This is a genomic window from Anderseniella sp. Alg231-50 (assembly GCF_900149695.1).
GTDB lineage: Bacteria > Pseudomonadota > Alphaproteobacteria > Rhizobiales > Aestuariivirgaceae > Anderseniella.
The window spans coordinates 249,675-264,607 of sequence record NZ_LT703005.1 but is presented as its reverse complement, the minus strand read 5'-3'; the positions used below and the strand labels follow the sequence as shown (position 1 = coordinate 264,607).

Here is a 14,933-nt window from a genome sequence, read left to right as displayed (position 1 = left end):
CACTGTAATGTCCGGAAAAGATGCAGTCCTAACCAATGGTCTCATCGTATGCGGTTGGGCGCGGCGAGTGACTCGCGTTCGACCAGTCTGGTCTCCAGCTCGATCCTGACCGGTGCTGCCGTGGCATCCTTGACCAGACTGTAGAGCGTGTCGCCTGCAAGTTGTCCCATTTGGCGGTGAGGCACATGAACGGTTGTCAGGGCGGGGCTGATGACGGTGGCCAGTTCTATATCATCAAAGCCGGTAATCGAGACATCGCCTGGAACGTCGAGGCCTGCTTGCTTGGCAGCTTGTATGGCGCCGACGGCCAGAACATCGTTGCCACAGATGATGAGCGAGGGAAGGGAACCTGCTTCGGCAACTTTTTTGAATGCCTCGCGACCGTTCTGAATGGAATAGTCAGTTTCAATGATCGGCATGGAAGCGGCATCCAGTCCTGCAGCGGTGATTGCCTGTTGCGCGCCGAGAACACGGTCCCGGGCCCGGTCATTGTTACCGGCCGGCGCAGATATACAGGCAAACGTCCGGTGACCCATGCCGATAGCCCTGGATACCAGGTGTTCGGAAGCGGTGCGATTGTCAAATCCGACATAGGACCGGTCTTTGTCCGCAGCGCATGCCCAGGCTATCACCGTGGGTATGTTGCGGTCCGACAGGAAGTCATAAATTTCCGGGCGCCGTTCGGTTCCGATAAGCAGCAATCCGTCGGCACCGCGTGCGACCATGGTGCGGATCTGCTGCGCTTCCTGCTCGGGGTCATAGGCGGAACTTGCGACAAGCGTCGTGGCATTTTTCTCAACCAGTGACTTTTGAAAGGCCTCAATACCGCGGGCGAAAATGGCGTTTTCCATTGTGGGGATGACGGCACCAAATATGCCGGTGCGATTTGCCGCGATTGCACGGGCGCCGAAATTGGGTGAGTAGTTGAGCTTGCTGACGGCCTGCATGACGCGTTCCCGCGTCTTTTCCGATACCTTGCCGGGCTCATTCAGGCAGCGAGAAACCGTCGCCGTAGACACACCGGCGGCGCGGGCTACATCTTCAAGTGTCGGCAGGTTGCGTCCCGTGGATGCCATTTGGTGTCAGCCGGTAATCAATTGTTTCAACAATTCAGGAGCTTATTGCACAGCTCGGTGAATCTTCGGAATTAATTCATGTAATAGCTTGCATTTTTCCTGATGCAAGCTATTACATTTATCTGAGAATTGAAACCGGGTCGGGAGTTCGAAGTGTATTTGGTTCTGACGATCCTGGCATTGGCCGCACTTGGCGTCGTCACTGCGGCCAGCGTATTCATGACAGGTTTTACCGGTGAGCCATTCGGCAGGATTGCAGCCAAGGTGGTGCCGTTTCTGCTTCTGATCTTTATAGTATCGTTTTTATACCAGTGATATTCGACAGTGAGCTGTCGCGACCCGTAAGCAAGGAGATTGTGATTGATGTCCCGCAACTATTTGAAGAAAGCCGATCTGACCGCAGCCAGTGGTGCGGACGATGTGCGCGACACAGTGCAGTCAATTCTGAATGATATTGAAGCGCGTGGTGATGCCGGTGCCCTTGAATATGCTGCAAAGTTTGATCGCTATGAAGGCAACATCAAGCTCACACCCGCCGAAATAGAGGCCGCTGCAGCGCTGGTACCTGAAAAACTGAAGCAGGACATCCAGTTTGCACATGACAATGTGCGCCGCTTTGCCGAAGCCCAGATGGCGACCATGAAGGACATCGAGGTCGAAGTGGTTCCCGGCCTGATTGCCGGTCAGAAAAGTATCCCCGTGCGCACCGCCGGTTGCTACATCCCCGGTGGCCGTTACAGCCATATCGCTTCGGCAATCATGACGGTTACGACCGCCAGCGTTGCCGGTTGTGAAAACATCATTGCCTGTTCGCCGCCACGCCCCGACGTCGGCATTGCACCGGCCATAATCTATGCAGCCCACATTTGCGGGGCGAATTCCATCCTGGCGCTGGGCGGCGTCCAGGGTGTGGCCGCAATGGCATTCGGCCTGTTCGACCTGCCGAAGGCCGACATTCTTGTCGGCCCCGGCAACCAGTTCGTGGCTGAAGCCAAGCGCATTCTGTTTGGCCGTGTCGGCATCGACATGTTTGCCGGTCCGACCGACAGCCTCATACTGGCTGACAAGACGGCTGATGCGGCAATCGTGGCGGCCGACCTCGTCGGCCAGGCCGAGCATGGTTACAATTCACCGGTGTGGCTGGTGACTGATGATCAGGCACTGGCCGAGCGTGTCCTGGAACTGGTGCCGGGACTGATCGCGGACCTGCCTGAACTCAATGCCAAGAACGCCGAAGCAGCCTGGCGCGATTATGCCGAGGTGATCGTGTGTGACACGCGCGAGGAGATGGCTGCCACATCGGACGACTATGCACCGGAACACCTTACCGTCCAGGCAGAAGACCTGGACTGGTGGCTGGGCCGGCTGAAATGTTACGGCTCGCTGTTCCTTGGCGAGGAAACCACGGTTGCCTTCGGTGACAAGGCTTCGGGTACCAATCATGTGCTGCCGACATCGGGCGCTGCCAAATACACCGGCGGGCTTTCGGTTCACAAGTACATGAAGATCGTCACCTGGCAGCGTGCCACCCGCGAAGGCGCCAAACCGGTGGCGGAAGCAACAGCACGGATTTCAAGGCTTGAAGGCATGGAAGGCCATGCTCGGACCGCCGATATCCGGCTGGCGAAGTACTTCCCTGACGAAGACTTTGACCTGACGGCGGCCATGTAGAGGGTGACATGCAGGACGACGCTCACAGTTCCCTGTTCGACATCTCAGGCAAGACGGCTTGTGTAACCGGCGCAAGTGCGGGACTGGGGCGCCGCTCGGCGGATGTTCTGCTTGCCGCCGGTGTTCGTGTCGTGGGCGTGGCGCGCCGCGGTGATACATTGTCCGAATGGGCTGAAGATCACCCCGGCCAGGCCGGTTTCGTCGAGGCTGACCTGGCGGACCGTTCCTGCCTGAAAAAGGTTGTCGAGACTGTCAGTGACGTATTCGGTCCACCCGACATCCTGATCAATGCTGCCGGGATCAACACTCGCGAGGCGGCTGATGGCGTCACGTCTGAAAACTGGAATGTGACACTGGACCTGAACCTTGCAGCTCCCTTCTTCCTGGCGCAGGGTTTCGTTCCGGCCATGAAGCGGAACGGGTTTGGGCGCATTATGAATTTCGCTTCCCTGCAAAGCTTCAGGGCGTTTCCCGGCGGCTTGGCCTATGGCACGTCAAAGGGCGGTGTAAGCCAGATGACCCGCGCCATGGCCGAAGCCTGGTCATCGTTCGGGATTACGGCAAATGCACTGGCACCGGGTTTTTTCAGAACGGAACTGACCGCACCCGTGTTCGATGATCCCGACAGGGCGGCGCGCAATGCCGCTCAAACCTGCATCGGCCGCAATGGCGAACCGGAAGACATCGACGGTTCCATCCTGTTTTTCTGTTCGCCTGCATCTTCCTACATTACCGGGCAGGTGCTGTCCGTTGATGGAGGCTATACGGCCAAATGAGTCCGCTCAATTCCTTACGCTTTCCCTACATATGAGGAGTAATTTCTGTGTCTGTTAATACCAAGATAGTGGATGACCTCGTCGCCAACAGCGTCGAATTTGTCACCACAGTGCCCTGCAAGCAACTGGCCGGCGTCATCGATGAAATAGATGCCTGCGAGAAAATTTATCACATACCGGCCAACAAGGAAGATGAAGGCATGGGGCTTTGCGCCGGTGCCTTCATGGGCGGCAAGCGCCCGGCCATCATCATGCAGAACACGGCCATTGGTGTGACGGTCAACACACTGGTGACGCTGACCCAGTACTACCGGATGCCGCTGCCGATGCTGATTTCATACCGGGGCGAGCTGGGTGAGCCGGTGGCGTGCCAGGTGGAAATGGCGGTGCATACGAAAGCCCTGCTCAACCAGTTGAACATCCCGACCTACCACTTCCACCAGGAAGACGACGTCGACGAACTGGACGCAATCCTCAAATACACTTTCATGTGCAACAAGCCGGTTGCCATTCTGACCGACGCCAGTTTCTGGAAAGGATACTGATCATGATCCGCTCTGAAATCCTGCGCGACATCGCGCCCATCATTCGTGACCACCTTGTCGTCTGCAATATCGGGCTGCCGAGCCAGGAACTGCACCTGACCGACGACCAGCCGACCAACTTCTACATGCTGGGCACCATGGGCCTGTCATCGTCCATCGGTCTTGGCCTGGCCCTGGCACAAGGCAAGAAAGTCATCTCGATTGACGGCGATGGCTCGGTGCTGACCAATTTCGGTACGCTGCCGACAATCGCCAACAATGTGGCAGACAACTTCATTCTGCTTATCATCGACAATGGCAGCTACGGTTCCACCGGTGACCAGCCGACCTATGCCGGCAAGAAGACGTCGCTGACGGCAGTGGCCAGGGCATGCGGGTGCGAAAACGTTGTTGAGTGCAGCGCCGAAGACACCGGCAAGACCATCCAGGCGGCTCTGGACGGCAACAAGATGACTATTATTGTCGCCAAGTGCGAGAGCGGTAACGTGAAAGTGCCGGTGATCACCATGGATCCGGTAGTGATCCGCGACAGGTTCATGAAGGCTGTTCAGGCCTAGAAGGAACCTTTTGTTGTTTGCCTCGAGTGAAATCCATTCTGCAGCAGACGCGCGCGTGCTGGCGCGGGGGCGCCTGCCGTGGATGGTGTTCGACTATATCGACGGCGCGGCCGGCGAGGGACATGGCGAAGCCCTTAACCGGGCCGCATTGCAGGACCTGCGCCTGCAGCCGCGCATCCTGATCAATGTCGCTGAGCGCAAGCTTGGCGTGACGGTGTTCGACCACGAGGCGGAACGCCCGTTCGGCATCAGTCCGATGGGCATGTGCAACCTGTCCACGCCCGGGGCCGACCTGATGCTGGCCCGGGTGGCGGCGCGCCACAAGGTGCCGGTCGGCGTATCGACGGTGGCGTCCACAGCGCTGGAGACGATGATCGAAAAGGCCGATGGGCATGCCTGGTTCCAGCTTTACATCAGCGGCGACGGCAGCAGCACAAAAGGGTTGCTGGACCGGGCGCAGGCGTGCGGCTATCGCACCCTGGTGGTGACGCTTGATGTGCCGGAGGTAGGCCGGCGCCCGCGCGAACTGCGGCGTGGTTTCAAGATGCCCTTCAGGATCGGACCGCGCCAGTTCATCGATTTCGCCCTGCATCCGCGCTGGTCGCTTTCGACGCTGATAAACGGGCGTCCCGAAATGGCGAATTTCACCGGGCCGGACAACAAGTTCGACCGCACCGAAAGCCGGGCGGCGGCTGACTGGACAAAACTGAAAAGCCTGCGCGAGCAATGGCAGGGACGCCTCGTGATCAAAGGGGTCCTGAGCATCGAGGATGCGGTGCGCCTCAAACAGGAGGGTGTAGACGGAATTCAGGTCTCCAGCCACGGTGGCCGCCAGCTGGACAGCGCACCGCCGGCGATCAGGATGCTGCAGCGTATTCGCGCAGCAGTCGGCACGGAATTCCCGCTGTTTTACGACTCCGGTATCAGGTCCGGCGAGGATGTCGTCAAGGCGTATGCGATGGGGGCCGATTTTGTGTTTCTCGGGCGTCCCTTGCTGTTCGCCATGGCGGCGCGTGGTGAGCGCGGCCTGGCGCAACTGTGGGACGTCGTGTCAGATGAAACCAGCCTCACCCTTGCGCAATTGGGGCGAACATCGATGCACCACTTGGCGGACACGCTTGCTGTGGAGCAACCACATAAACAGCAAACTGATTGATGCGCCACAAACCGGATGCCTAGCACGGCTGGCCCGATGCCTGCTTTGAAACGGAGAACAACCAACCGGTCTTCGGACCGTCATAACGTGCCTGAGCTCTGTAATGCAGGCGCTGGCCAGCCTCGATTTTGACATTGTACACTTTGAACGCCTTGGCAATTGCGTTGCCGAGTGCGCTTCCGAGACTGCCGAAGACGCTTTTGGTCAACTGCAAATTGTGAGATCCGGCCGGAATGGCAAGCCGCACACACTGCCCGTTGGTCATTGTTCCAATTCTCTCGCCGTCCAGTATTATTTCAGCGGTCGTATGGCCCAGTGCGCCACCGTTCTCTCTTGTAAGATAGATTATTGCCGAGTTGGGACCCTGGTCGAGAGAGATCGCTTTTGGCTGTTCTATCGGCGGCAGTTCCGCCGTCACGCATCCGGTGAGTAACAACGCTACCGGTAATATTAACAAACGTGTCATTGTTGCCCCTTACTACAATTCGTGTGTATACGCATGAAGAAGGGTTGTCTACGGCCTGGGAATATTTGGCCGCGGAGTGTCTTTACACGGTGGCAGAACAGGACGAGAGCATACTTGCTGCCCATCAGCCCGGTAACCAGTTGAACGGCTCACTCGCGGAGCCAGGGCAGATGTCATCTGAACTATTCTGACAACGGTTGTCTGAACCGGGTGTTAAGCATGACCTGCGGCATCTGCACCGCACGGCATTGCTTTGCTTGACTTCAATACCCACATCTGTGCTTGTGCGGCCATTGGACATGGGCCGCGACCGACATGAGTCGCAAACTACTCCGTGCCCGTGACAGATGTTTTTCTTCGGTGGCGACCTTGAGCCATCAAATCGGGTTCACTGCCCGTTGCCGTCGAAAAGAAACCCAGATGCGCCGACCCTTTCGTGCGCATTGCATACAAGAAAGAACAATAACTTGAAATTTTCCGACCTCGGCCTCGACAGGCCGTTGCTCAATGCGCTTGATGCATTGGGCCATGATGTGCCTACGCCAATTCAGGTGAAGGCAATTCCTACAATTCTAGACGGACGTGATGTAATCGGGCTTGCCCAGACCGGGACCGGTAAAACCGGGGCCTTCGCGCTGCCTTTGCTGCAGCGACTTGCCGCGACCGGCGGGCGGCCGAAACCGCATACCTGCCGCGCGCTCATACTGGCGCCGACCCGTGAACTGGTGACCCAGATCATGAAGTCCGTGCGCGATTACGGGTCCCGCATGAAACTGTCCGCAACCTCCATAGTGGGTGGTGTTTCGATCAGGCCGCAGAAAGCCACAATGGCACGCGGTGTCGATGTCGTGGTCGCCACGCCGGGCCGTCTGCTTGATCTGATCGACCAGCGCGCCATGCGGCTGGACGCGGTTGAGGTGCTGATCCTGGATGAAGCAGACCAGATGCTGGATATCGGCTTCATGCCGGCCATCCGCCGCGTCGTGGCAATGGTTCCTGAAAAACGTCAGACACTGCTGTTTTCTGCGACCATGCCGAAGGAAATCCGCAAGCTCACCAATGACCACCTGAAATCTCCGGTGGAGATTGCCGTGGCTGCGGTATCCACACCGGCTGAACGTATCAACCAGTCGGTCATGCATATTGCCGCCGGCAACAAGATTGCTGCGGTGGCTCACCTGGCGCGTGAGAACATGGGCAAGCGCGTGATCGTGTTTACCCGCACCAAGCGTGGTGCCGACCGGGTTGTGAAGCGGCTTGCACAGGACGGCTTTGAGGCGGCAGCCATTCACGGCAACAAGTCACAGTCCAATCGCGAAAAGGCGCTGGACCGGTTCCGCAAGGGATCATGCCCGATCCTCGTTGCAACCGACATTGCGGCGCGCGGCATTGATGTGCCAGGCGTTGAAATGGTCATCAATTACGAACTCCCGCATGTGCCGGAAGTCTATGTGCATCGCATTGGCCGCACCGCCCGTGCCGGTGCATCCGGTTTTGCAGTGGCGCTGTGCGCACATGATGAGCGTGGCCTGCTGCGTGATATCGAACGCTTGCTGAAGCGCAAGGTGGACGAGATTCCGGTGCCGGAAGGCCTGCCGGATATCTCAATGCGTGACATTCCGCGTGAGCCTCGCCATCGTGATCCGCGGGCCAAACCGCAGCACAAGAAGCGGTCGCATCAGTCGCGCCGTCCTGGCGGCGGTGCTGCCAAGGGCACGGGCAAAACGGGTGATCAGGAGAAGAAGTCCTCACCTGGTCCAAACCGGCGCCGGCGTCCGAACCGCTCGAAGCAGGGCGGTCAAAAGTCGCGTGCGGCGTGAACCTGCAGGCTCGAACAGCTAGTAATAGCTGACGGACGATACCGCCGCATCTGCATCGAACACGCGACCAATCGCGACGATGCCGATGCGGCGAATGTTTTCGACACGAAGTGGTTCGTCTGTTCGATGGGCCTCAAAATTCCCGAATTCGAAATGGCACAGTGTCCATTCCGTCGGTGCGGTGAATGCCTGGCGAAAGGATTGCCAGGGGCGGACAAGATCACTGGTGCGCAGGTGAATGTTGTAGGTCTCTGCATTGCCGATGAGGTTCAGCGCAATGCCGATTGCACCGGCTGGAGGCGGCGGCAGGTCTGCTGCGATCTGAATGAAACCGCCATTATTGTCGAGACTGACGCGGCCGGTCATGCGGTTGGCCGGCTGACCATTGCTGAGTATTTGCTCTATTCGCCCGTTCGACACGCCGCCCATGACACGGTCGGTTACCAGTTCCCACTGCAGTTGAAGCGCAGTCATGCGAATGCCCGGCTAGCAATATACCCTGCGGATGCCGCGGTGCCGGACAGCAAAGTGCCCCACAAAATGTCGACCACGGTGACGGCAACCGGCCAGTTTTTCAACGTGGCCTGATTGGTCATGTCATATGTGGCATAGCAGAAGAATCCGAACAGACCGCCGTACAGGGCGGCGGTTTGCCATGTGCCGGCCTCGATAGCCGGCGCCACGGCGAATATGATCAAGCCAACCACGTAAACGGCATAAAACCCGGCGGCGGCGGGATAATTCACCTTGCCGGCCAGCAGGTGTGACATGCGGGAGAAATAGAATCTTCTGGCAATTGTTCCCAGCCAGAGAAAATCTATCGCGAAAAACGCGATGGCAGTGAAGATGTAAGCGATAATCCAGGTCATTTCACTGTCAACGCAAGGCGGCAGGGTTTGGTTCAGGCAGCCCTTGCAGCATCCGCAATTGCCGGGTCAAGGGCAACCGTCAAACCATCCAGTTCCTCGCTGTAGATTAACTGGCAGGACAGGCGCGAAGACGGCATGACGTTGGGCACGGTATCAAGCATGTCTTCTTCTTCGTCACGTGCCTGGAACAGCTTGTCGGTCCAGTTGTCATCGACAATGACATGGCAGGTGGCACAGGCGCACGCACCCCCGCACAGGCCTTCCATCGGCAGACCGTGTTCGCGAATGATTTCCATGACGCGCCAGCCTTCGACCGCTTCCAGTACGTGAGTTTTGTTGTTGGTGTCGATTACGTTGATCACGCCCATGGCCGTTTTCCCTGCGAATCCAAACTTGTTTGCACACTAACATGTTTGGATTCGTTTGTGCAATGCAACAATTGTCGCAACAGGGATTGATTTCTGCAGGCAGGCTGTGCCGAAGTTGTTTGTCTTACAGGACGTCTTTGAGGTATACGTTCTTGATAACGAACAACTTCAGCAACTTGGGTTCACCTGAATACATCGACCTGAGCAATTACCGGGGCAGGGCACAAATGGCTACACAACGCGGACGTAAAACCCACACACCGTCTGACGTCACACCGGAACTGGGCAAAACCATCCAGCGCCTGCGCAAGGCTTACAAGATGTCGTTGGGAGATTTGTCCGAGCAATCCGGCGTTGCAAAGTCAATCATCTCGCAAATCGAGCGAAATGAGACTAATCCGACAATTTCCACCGTGTTTCGGCTGTCACAGGCACTCGACACGACTATCGAGGAAGTGCTGAAAACCGGTAAGAGCGATGCGTTTGTCGATCATCAGACGAGGGCCGCTATTCCCTTGCTGGAGAGCGAAGACGGACTGTGCAGGCTGGCGATTGCCGGGCCGTTGAACCTGGTTGACCACCTGCAATGGTATGATTTCCACGCCAAGCCGGCCGGAGTGCTTGAGTCCGAACCCCATCCACCGGGAACGATTGAGCATCTCTATGTGGTGACAGGACAATTGGAAGTGACCGTGGATGGTGAAAGCCGCGCGGTAAAAGCCGGCGAGGCATTACGCTACCATGCCGACAAACCCCACAAACTGGTGAACACCGGCTCTGCGCCGGCTCATGCAACCATGGTGCTGGTGGTGCGCCAGCCCGGGTGAACTATTGTCAGGCATGACGAGAAAGCCCCGCTGTCCTTGCCGGAAAGCGGGGCTTTACCTAATTCTGGCGCTGCAACCTGATCAGGAGATGTTTGCAATTCGTGCAGATGTAGAATGCTGCAGGAACACAAAAGGGCAGGTGATGATGCCCTAGTGGCAATAACTCTTGATGATCGGTGTCGTCGGCAGTTTGCTTGCCTGATACTTGTCGATGGTGCTGTGAGCCTCCATCAAGCTGGAGCACAGCCGTGATTGCTGCGACATCACTGAAAACGAGTTTACGCCGAGAACCACCAGGACCGCGAACAGCACTACGCAAATGCGCGCCAGCGTATTGGCAACACTGAGGCGTTCGTTTGCCAGTTTCTGCCACGGAATCATTTGCTCGTTCGGTGCTACACGTAACATTCTCTCTCTCCCTCTAACTTAACCAATTGTTCCCATGAGCCCGTTGATGTGTTCGGGCTTTGATGAGGATTTGTTTACTACAATGATTGGGTGAGCGGGTCTTAAATCCCTTGTTAACGTTGCGCATTTCTGAACGGACAACGGACAATTTTAAGCAAATTTGCGGTGTATTTTATCAGTGCTCGGCACGCAGGAATTGCACGCCGAGTCAAAATCGCTAAATTCAGCGAGATTACCGGGGCCGATTCGGGTGAGAGGGTTACGCAAACCATGATTGGTGCGTTTATTTGCGGTTGCGCAGGCGTTGAGCTGAGTGCTGATGAAGAAGCTTTTTTTCGTGATGCACAGCCCTGGGGCCTCATCCTGTTTGCCCGGAATGTCGAAAACCGTAAGCAGATTTGCGACCTGACATCGCGATTTCGCGAGCTAGTCGGGCGAACAGACGCTCCGGTGCTGATTGATCAGGAAGGCGGCAGGGTGCAGCGCATGGGCCCGCCTGAATGGCGTAAATACCCACCCGGGCGCTCCTATGCCGACATCTATGAGCTTGATGCACTGACCGGTTTGTCGGCGACCCGGCTGGTTTATCGACTGCTTGCAAGGGACCTGGCCGAAGTCGGCATCAATGTCGATTGTGTGCCGGTGCTGGATGTTCCGCAGGCCGGCAGTCACAAAATAATCGGAGACCGTGCCTACGGCAGTAGTCCCGAGCAGGTCGCGTTACTCGGCAGGGCCGCTGCGCAGGGTCTGATGGATGGCGGCGTGTTGCCGATCATCAAGCACATTCCCGGTCATGGCCGCGCGTTCTGCGACAGCCATCTGGAGTTGCCGGTGGTCGATGTACCGCACCACCAGCTCGAGCAGGTGGACTTTGCGCCATTTGCGGCGCTGGCCGACATTCCGATGGCGATGACGGCTCACGTCGTCTATTCGGCAATTGATGAAGATGCACCATGCACCCTGTCTTCGAAGGTGATCGGTGATGTGGTCCGCAAGCAGATCGGCTTTGACGGCCTTTTGATGAGCGATGATCTGTCAATGAAGGCGCTGGATGCTTCGCTTACCCAGGTGGTAGGCGAAGATCTCTCCAATTTCAGGTCATCAATGCATGCACGCGCGGAACTGGCGCTCAAGGCCGGATGTGATGTGCTGTTGCACTGCAATGGGGACATTGAAGAGATGAACCAGGTTGCAGATGCAGCCGGCACCTTGAAAGGCATTGCCGAAAAACGGGCTCTGCGAGCGCTGTCATTCCTGCGCACACCGGATGATTTTGACGTGGCTGAAGCAGAACGTGTGCTGGACAGTATGATGGCCATGGCCTGAGCGGGCCTGCGGCGGCTGGCGCAATTTCATCACATGGCGGCCACATCACTTGAGGATAAGTGCGTATAGCCGCTGTCAGGGATGGCGAAGCGCGCTATATCTGGTGTATCAATTGTGACAAACCCGCGACATGTGGGCATTGAAGTGCGGATTTCATGAGCAAAGATGCGACAACTCAAGCACAGGACGAGCTATGGCCGGATGGTCAGGGGCCGGTGCGTCTTATGCCGGAGCCGGAAGACGACGGTCTGCCGCTGATTGTCGACCTGGACGGTTTTGAAGGCCCGCTGGATCTTTTGCTGCAATTGGCGCGCAACCAGAAAGTCGACATCACCAGGATTTCCATTCTGGCGCTTGCCGAGCAGTATCTCGTGTTCATTGAAGATGCGCGCAAGATGAAGCTGGAACTGGCAGCCGACTACCTGGTGATGGCGGCGTGGCTTGCCTATCTCAAATCGCGCCTGTTGCTGCCCAAGGAAGCCGATGATGGTGATGAACCGCCGCCGGAAGAACTGGCGGCACGGTTGCAGTTCCGTCTGCAGCGATTGCAGGCCATGCGGGATGCAGGCGCCAAGCTGATGTCGCGCAACCGTCTCGGACGTGACGTGTTTGCCCGCGGCTGGCCGGAGCCTGTCGTGGTGGAAAAGCAGGTTGAGTGGAGCGACACCCTGATTGACCTGTTGCAGGTTTATGCAGACCGCAGGCAACGCAAGGCGGCCCACCATAACTACGAAATCAAGCGGATGCCGGTGTGGACCCTCAAGGAAGCCCGTACCGCATTGGAACGAATGCTGGGCACGATGGATGAATGGGGCCGGTTTGATTCCTATTTGCTGGAATACATGGTGGAGCCGGAAAAGCGGGCGTCCGTGATCGCATCAGGGTTCACGGCGTCGCTTGAGCTGGCGCGCGAGGGGGTTCTGGAAGTGCGGCAGGAAAAGGCGTTTGACGCGATTTATATGCGGCGCTCACGCGCAGGTTAGATGTTATGGCCCTGGATGAGGGCCAAATGGGGCAAGAGGGTTTACAAGTTGGCCAAGCAAGCAGTGAAGATGGAAAACGGACAAGAGCCGTCGCATGACCTTGAAGACGAGGTGACAGAAGCCGCATCTACGGCCGATGACATCGGGTCTGTCCAAGACCTGCCACCGGTCGACGATAGTGATTTGCCGGACTACCTGCTGCGCAAGGGCGATGCGATTTCCGGTGTCATGCCGGAGTTGCAGCAACAGCGTGTGGTTGAAGCCCTTCTGTTTGCAGCGACCGGGCCGCTGTCTGAAGCAGAACTTGCAGCAGCTTTGCCGAAAGACGCAGATGTTGCGGCTCTGCTGGAGGCCGTGCAGGAAAGTTATCAGATGCGTGGCGTGAACCTGATGCAGATTGCCGGCAAGTGGGCATTCCGCACGGCAGATGATCTGAGCTTCCTGTTGCGCGAAGAAGCTGTTGAGCAGAAAAAACTGTCGCGTGCCGGTCTCGAAGTATTGTCGATCATCGCCTATCACCAGCCGGTTACCCGCGCTGAAATTGAAGACATCCGAGGTGTGGCCACGGCAAAAGGTACGCTGGACATCCTGATGGAAATCGGCTGGATCAAGATGCGCGGCCGCAGGCGTACACCCGGCCGTCCGGTCACCTATGGCACGACCCAGGAATTCCTGGAGCATTTCGGGTTGAACGAAATCCGCGATCTACCGGGAATGGTGGAACTGAAAGGCGCCGGTTTGCTGTCGGGTAATCTGCCGCCTGACATGTTCATTCCAAGCCCCAGCGATGATGATACGCTGGGTCCGGATGAAGATCCGCTGGATGCAACTGATTTCGAGCCGGAGCTTGAGATGCACCTGCCCGACGATGAAGAAACCGATGATGCATCTGCCGAGCCTGATGAAGCCCTGAACATGGACCTGCCGGAGGTGCTTGATGACGATGGCGGCGGCAACGGGGCCTGACCCTAGTCAACCTCGACAGGCGGCAGGTTCACTTTGGGCGCCAGCGTGTCCGGCCTGGACAGCACGGTGTCAATAATGGCGCTGCTGTTGATGCCCGGACGGTAGGCAGGCCTGACCATGATGCCGGCGCGCTCAGCCGGCTCGTAAAACCCAGGTGTTGCATCGCCACCGTAAACGACGGCGCATGGACTGTAGTGATTCAGGATATGGTCCATGCCCGATGCATCGAGGGGCCCGGACATCAGGTACGCTTCGTCAACGCACGCCAGTGACTGGACCATCAACAGGCGTTCCTGTTCGCAGATCACCGGTTTGCGCTTGTAGGTATCAGCCAGCTTGTCGGTAGCGACGGCGACAACCAGGTATTCTCCCAGTGCTTTTGCTGCTTCCAGCACTTTCACATGATTTGCATGCAGCATGTCGAAAACGCCGTCCGTGAAGATGATGCCCGTTTTCAGCTGATTGCCGCGATCGGCAACCGGCGGCAGGGCGGGCCGTGGTGACGGAACCGCCAGCAGGCCCACTGCCTTTGCCATGCAGCGCAATTTCCATTTGGCGCGGCGCCATGTGAAGTATGACCGCCACAACAAGCCGCCGTCCGGCGCGGCATTGGCCGGCGAAAACGCATAGCTCCAATATTTCGACGGGGTTCGCCAGTCTGGCCCGTACTGGACTTCAAGCATCCGCTCGGCGTCTGCCGGGCACATGACCGGCATGCCCTGAAACACGGCCGGCTGCAGTTTGAACGCCGGAAACGAATACCGAACGCGGTTGCGCCTTTGATACACGTAGCAATGATGTCCCGAGGCATTTGTGTAGAACAGCGTGAGGTCAATTCCTGTCTGTCCGTCATGGAACTTGAGGGAGAGGCCGTTTTCCTCGGCCCCGGACTGCTTGGTCAAGACGAAACCCGCGCGAGCCACACTGTCTATGACGGACGCATCGTAATCTTCAGCGAACATCGCTAGATCGATATCGCTGTCACCGGCAATGAAATCGTTTTCCCGGACAAAGCCCAGCAATGTCCCGTCAGACAGGAAAGCCTTGTCCCTGTGGGATTGGTGCAATGCGCGCGCGAACCGCCTGAAGCTTTGCCTGAAGGTGCCGTGGTCTGCCATC

The 14,933-nt window shown here is 57.5% G+C and carries 18 protein-coding genes; 11 read left to right on the top strand and 7 right to left on the bottom strand.

Going from position 1 to position 14,933, the window contains the following annotated elements; genetic code table 11:
- Positions 1-41: 41 nt before the first annotated feature.
- Complete coding sequence (locus DHN55_RS17480; RefSeq protein ID WP_108882816.1) at positions 42-1,076, bottom strand: substrate-binding domain-containing protein; 1,035 nt, start codon at positions 1,074-1,076, stop codon at positions 42-44.
- Positions 1,077-1,229: 153 nt separating this feature from the next.
- Between DHN55_RS17480 and DHN55_RS22435 the strand changes: the two genes are divergently transcribed.
- Genes DHN55_RS22435 through DHN55_RS17455 form a run of 6 tightly spaced genes read left to right on the top strand, consistent with a single transcriptional unit; the run spans position 1,230 to position 5,781 of the window.
- Positions 1,230-1,391: a hypothetical protein gene (locus DHN55_RS22435; protein ID WP_337660465.1), complete on the top strand. Its 162-nt coding sequence runs from the start codon at positions 1,230-1,232 to the stop codon at positions 1,389-1,391.
- A gap of 48 nt (positions 1,392-1,439) precedes the next feature.
- Positions 1,440-2,747, top strand: coding sequence for a histidinol dehydrogenase (hisD, locus tag DHN55_RS17475; protein ID WP_108882815.1), 1,308 nt, complete (start codon positions 1,440-1,442; stop codon positions 2,745-2,747).
- Positions 2,748-2,755: 8 nt separating this feature from the next.
- On the top strand, positions 2,756-3,523 hold the full coding sequence (locus DHN55_RS17470; protein WP_108882814.1) for an SDR family oxidoreductase: 768 nt from the start codon (positions 2,756-2,758) through the stop codon (positions 3,521-3,523).
- Between the two features lie 47 nt (positions 3,524-3,570).
- The gene (gene comD / locus DHN55_RS17465) at positions 3,571-4,068 is read left to right on the top strand and encodes a sulfopyruvate decarboxylase subunit alpha (protein ID WP_108882813.1); all 498 of its coding nucleotides are present in this window, start codon (positions 3,571-3,573) and stop codon (positions 4,066-4,068) included.
- 2 nt (positions 4,069-4,070) lie between these two features.
- Complete coding sequence (comE, locus tag DHN55_RS17460) at positions 4,071-4,625, top strand: sulfopyruvate decarboxylase subunit beta (RefSeq protein ID WP_108882812.1); 555 nt, start codon at positions 4,071-4,073, stop codon at positions 4,623-4,625.
- A gap of 13 nt (positions 4,626-4,638) precedes the next feature.
- Complete coding sequence (locus DHN55_RS17455) at positions 4,639-5,781, top strand: alpha-hydroxy acid oxidase (protein WP_337660464.1); 1,143 nt, start codon at positions 4,639-4,641, stop codon at positions 5,779-5,781.
- A gap of 19 nt (positions 5,782-5,800) precedes the next feature.
- Here DHN55_RS17455 and DHN55_RS17450 read toward each other — a convergent pair whose 3' ends face one another.
- A complete protein-coding gene (locus DHN55_RS17450; protein WP_108882810.1) occupies positions 5,801-6,247 on the bottom strand; it encodes a DUF2846 domain-containing protein in 447 nt (148 codons plus the stop codon).
- Positions 6,248-6,714: 467 nt separating this feature from the next.
- On the opposite strand from DHN55_RS17450, the gene DHN55_RS17445 reads away from it, so the two are divergent.
- The gene (locus DHN55_RS17445) at positions 6,715-8,067 is read left to right on the top strand and encodes a DEAD/DEAH box helicase (RefSeq protein ID WP_337660463.1); all 1,353 of its coding nucleotides are present in this window, start codon (positions 6,715-6,717) and stop codon (positions 8,065-8,067) included.
- Between the two features lie 18 nt (positions 8,068-8,085).
- Here DHN55_RS17445 and DHN55_RS17440 read toward each other — a convergent pair whose 3' ends face one another.
- The 3 genes from DHN55_RS17440 to DHN55_RS17430 are packed head-to-tail and all read right to left on the bottom strand — an operon-like array spanning position 8,086 to position 9,304.
- Positions 8,086-8,541 (bottom strand): CIA30 family protein, encoded by a 456-nt coding sequence (locus tag DHN55_RS17440; RefSeq protein ID WP_108882808.1) that lies wholly within the window; start codon positions 8,539-8,541, stop codon positions 8,086-8,088.
- Positions 8,538-8,936 carry a DUF2177 family protein gene (locus DHN55_RS17435; protein WP_108882807.1) on the bottom strand — a complete coding sequence of 133 codons (399 nt, stop codon included), beginning with the start codon at positions 8,934-8,936 and terminating at the stop codon, positions 8,538-8,540. The genes DHN55_RS17440 and DHN55_RS17435 overlap by 4 nt, the downstream gene beginning before the upstream one ends.
- A 32-nt stretch (positions 8,937-8,968) precedes the next feature.
- Positions 8,969-9,304, bottom strand: coding sequence for a 2Fe-2S iron-sulfur cluster-binding protein (locus tag DHN55_RS17430; RefSeq protein WP_108882806.1), 336 nt, complete (start codon positions 9,302-9,304; stop codon positions 8,969-8,971).
- A 227-nt stretch (positions 9,305-9,531) separates the two neighbouring features.
- Between DHN55_RS17430 and DHN55_RS17425 the strand changes: the two genes are divergently transcribed.
- Positions 9,532-10,131, top strand: coding sequence for a helix-turn-helix domain-containing protein (locus tag DHN55_RS17425; protein WP_108882950.1), 600 nt, complete (start codon positions 9,532-9,534; stop codon positions 10,129-10,131).
- A gap of 150 nt (positions 10,132-10,281) precedes the next feature.
- On the opposite strand, the gene DHN55_RS17420 is transcribed toward DHN55_RS17425, so the two are convergent.
- A complete protein-coding gene (locus DHN55_RS17420; protein ID WP_337660462.1) occupies positions 10,282-10,539 on the bottom strand; it encodes a hypothetical protein in 258 nt (85 codons plus the stop codon).
- Positions 10,540-10,809: 270 nt separating this feature from the next.
- On the opposite strand from DHN55_RS17420, the gene nagZ reads away from it, so the two are divergent.
- The 3 genes from nagZ (at position 10,810) to scpB (ending at position 13,814) form a co-directional block, all read left to right on the top strand.
- Entirely contained in the window at positions 10,810-11,865 is a 1,056-nt protein-coding gene (gene nagZ, locus DHN55_RS17415; RefSeq protein ID WP_108882804.1) for a beta-N-acetylhexosaminidase, read from the top strand.
- A 155-nt stretch (positions 11,866-12,020) separates the two neighbouring features.
- On the top strand, positions 12,021-12,848 hold the full coding sequence (locus tag DHN55_RS17410; protein WP_108882803.1) for a segregation and condensation protein A: 828 nt from the start codon (positions 12,021-12,023) through the stop codon (positions 12,846-12,848).
- Between the two features lie 69 nt (positions 12,849-12,917).
- Positions 12,918-13,814 (top strand): SMC-Scp complex subunit ScpB, encoded by an 897-nt coding sequence (scpB, locus tag DHN55_RS17405; RefSeq protein ID WP_443111134.1) that lies wholly within the window; start codon positions 12,918-12,920, stop codon positions 13,812-13,814.
- A gap of 2 nt (positions 13,815-13,816) precedes the next feature.
- Here scpB and DHN55_RS17400 read toward each other — a convergent pair whose 3' ends face one another.
- A complete protein-coding gene (locus tag DHN55_RS17400; RefSeq protein WP_337660461.1) occupies positions 13,817-14,932 on the bottom strand; it encodes an adenylyltransferase/cytidyltransferase family protein in 1,116 nt (371 codons plus the stop codon).
- Between the last annotated feature and the right edge of the window lies 1 nt (position 14,933).

What these genes read in the sequence shown, in the direction of transcription:
- DHN55_RS17480 (WP_108882816.1), bottom strand. Translation starts at nt 1,076, where the DNA reads ATGGCATCCACGGGACGCAACCTGCCGACACTTGAAGATGTAGCCCGC.
- hisD (WP_108882815.1), top strand. Translation starts at nt 1,440, where the DNA reads ATGTCCCGCAACTATTTGAAGAAAGCCGATCTGACCGCAGCCAGTGGT.
- DHN55_RS17470 (WP_108882814.1), top strand. Translation starts at nt 2,756, where the DNA reads ATGCAGGACGACGCTCACAGTTCCCTGTTCGACATCTCAGGCAAGACG.
- comE (WP_108882812.1), top strand. Translation starts at nt 4,071, where the DNA reads ATGATCCGCTCTGAAATCCTGCGCGACATCGCGCCCATCATTCGTGAC.
- DHN55_RS17450 (WP_108882810.1), bottom strand. Translation starts at nt 6,247, where the DNA reads ATGACACGTTTGTTAATATTACCGGTAGCGTTGTTACTCACCGGATGC.
- DHN55_RS17440 (WP_108882808.1), bottom strand. Translation starts at nt 8,541, where the DNA reads ATGACTGCGCTTCAACTGCAGTGGGAACTGGTAACCGACCGTGTCATG.
- DHN55_RS17435 (WP_108882807.1), bottom strand. Translation starts at nt 8,936, where the DNA reads ATGACCTGGATTATCGCTTACATCTTCACTGCCATCGCGTTTTTCGCG.
- DHN55_RS17430 (WP_108882806.1), bottom strand. Translation starts at nt 9,304, where the DNA reads ATGGGCGTGATCAACGTAATCGACACCAACAACAAAACTCACGTACTG.
- DHN55_RS17425 (WP_108882950.1), top strand. Translation starts at nt 9,532, where the DNA reads ATGGCTACACAACGCGGACGTAAAACCCACACACCGTCTGACGTCACA.
- DHN55_RS17420 (WP_337660462.1), bottom strand. Translation starts at nt 10,539, where the DNA reads ATGTTACGTGTAGCACCGAACGAGCAAATGATTCCGTGGCAGAAACTG.
- nagZ (WP_108882804.1), top strand. Translation starts at nt 10,810, where the DNA reads ATGATTGGTGCGTTTATTTGCGGTTGCGCAGGCGTTGAGCTGAGTGCT.
- DHN55_RS17410 (WP_108882803.1), top strand. Translation starts at nt 12,021, where the DNA reads ATGAGCAAAGATGCGACAACTCAAGCACAGGACGAGCTATGGCCGGAT.
- scpB (WP_443111134.1), top strand. Translation starts at nt 12,918, where the DNA reads ATGGAAAACGGACAAGAGCCGTCGCATGACCTTGAAGACGAGGTGACA.
- DHN55_RS17400 (WP_337660461.1), bottom strand. Translation starts at nt 14,932, where the DNA reads ATGGCAGACCACGGCACCTTCAGGCAAAGCTTCAGGCGGTTCGCGCGC.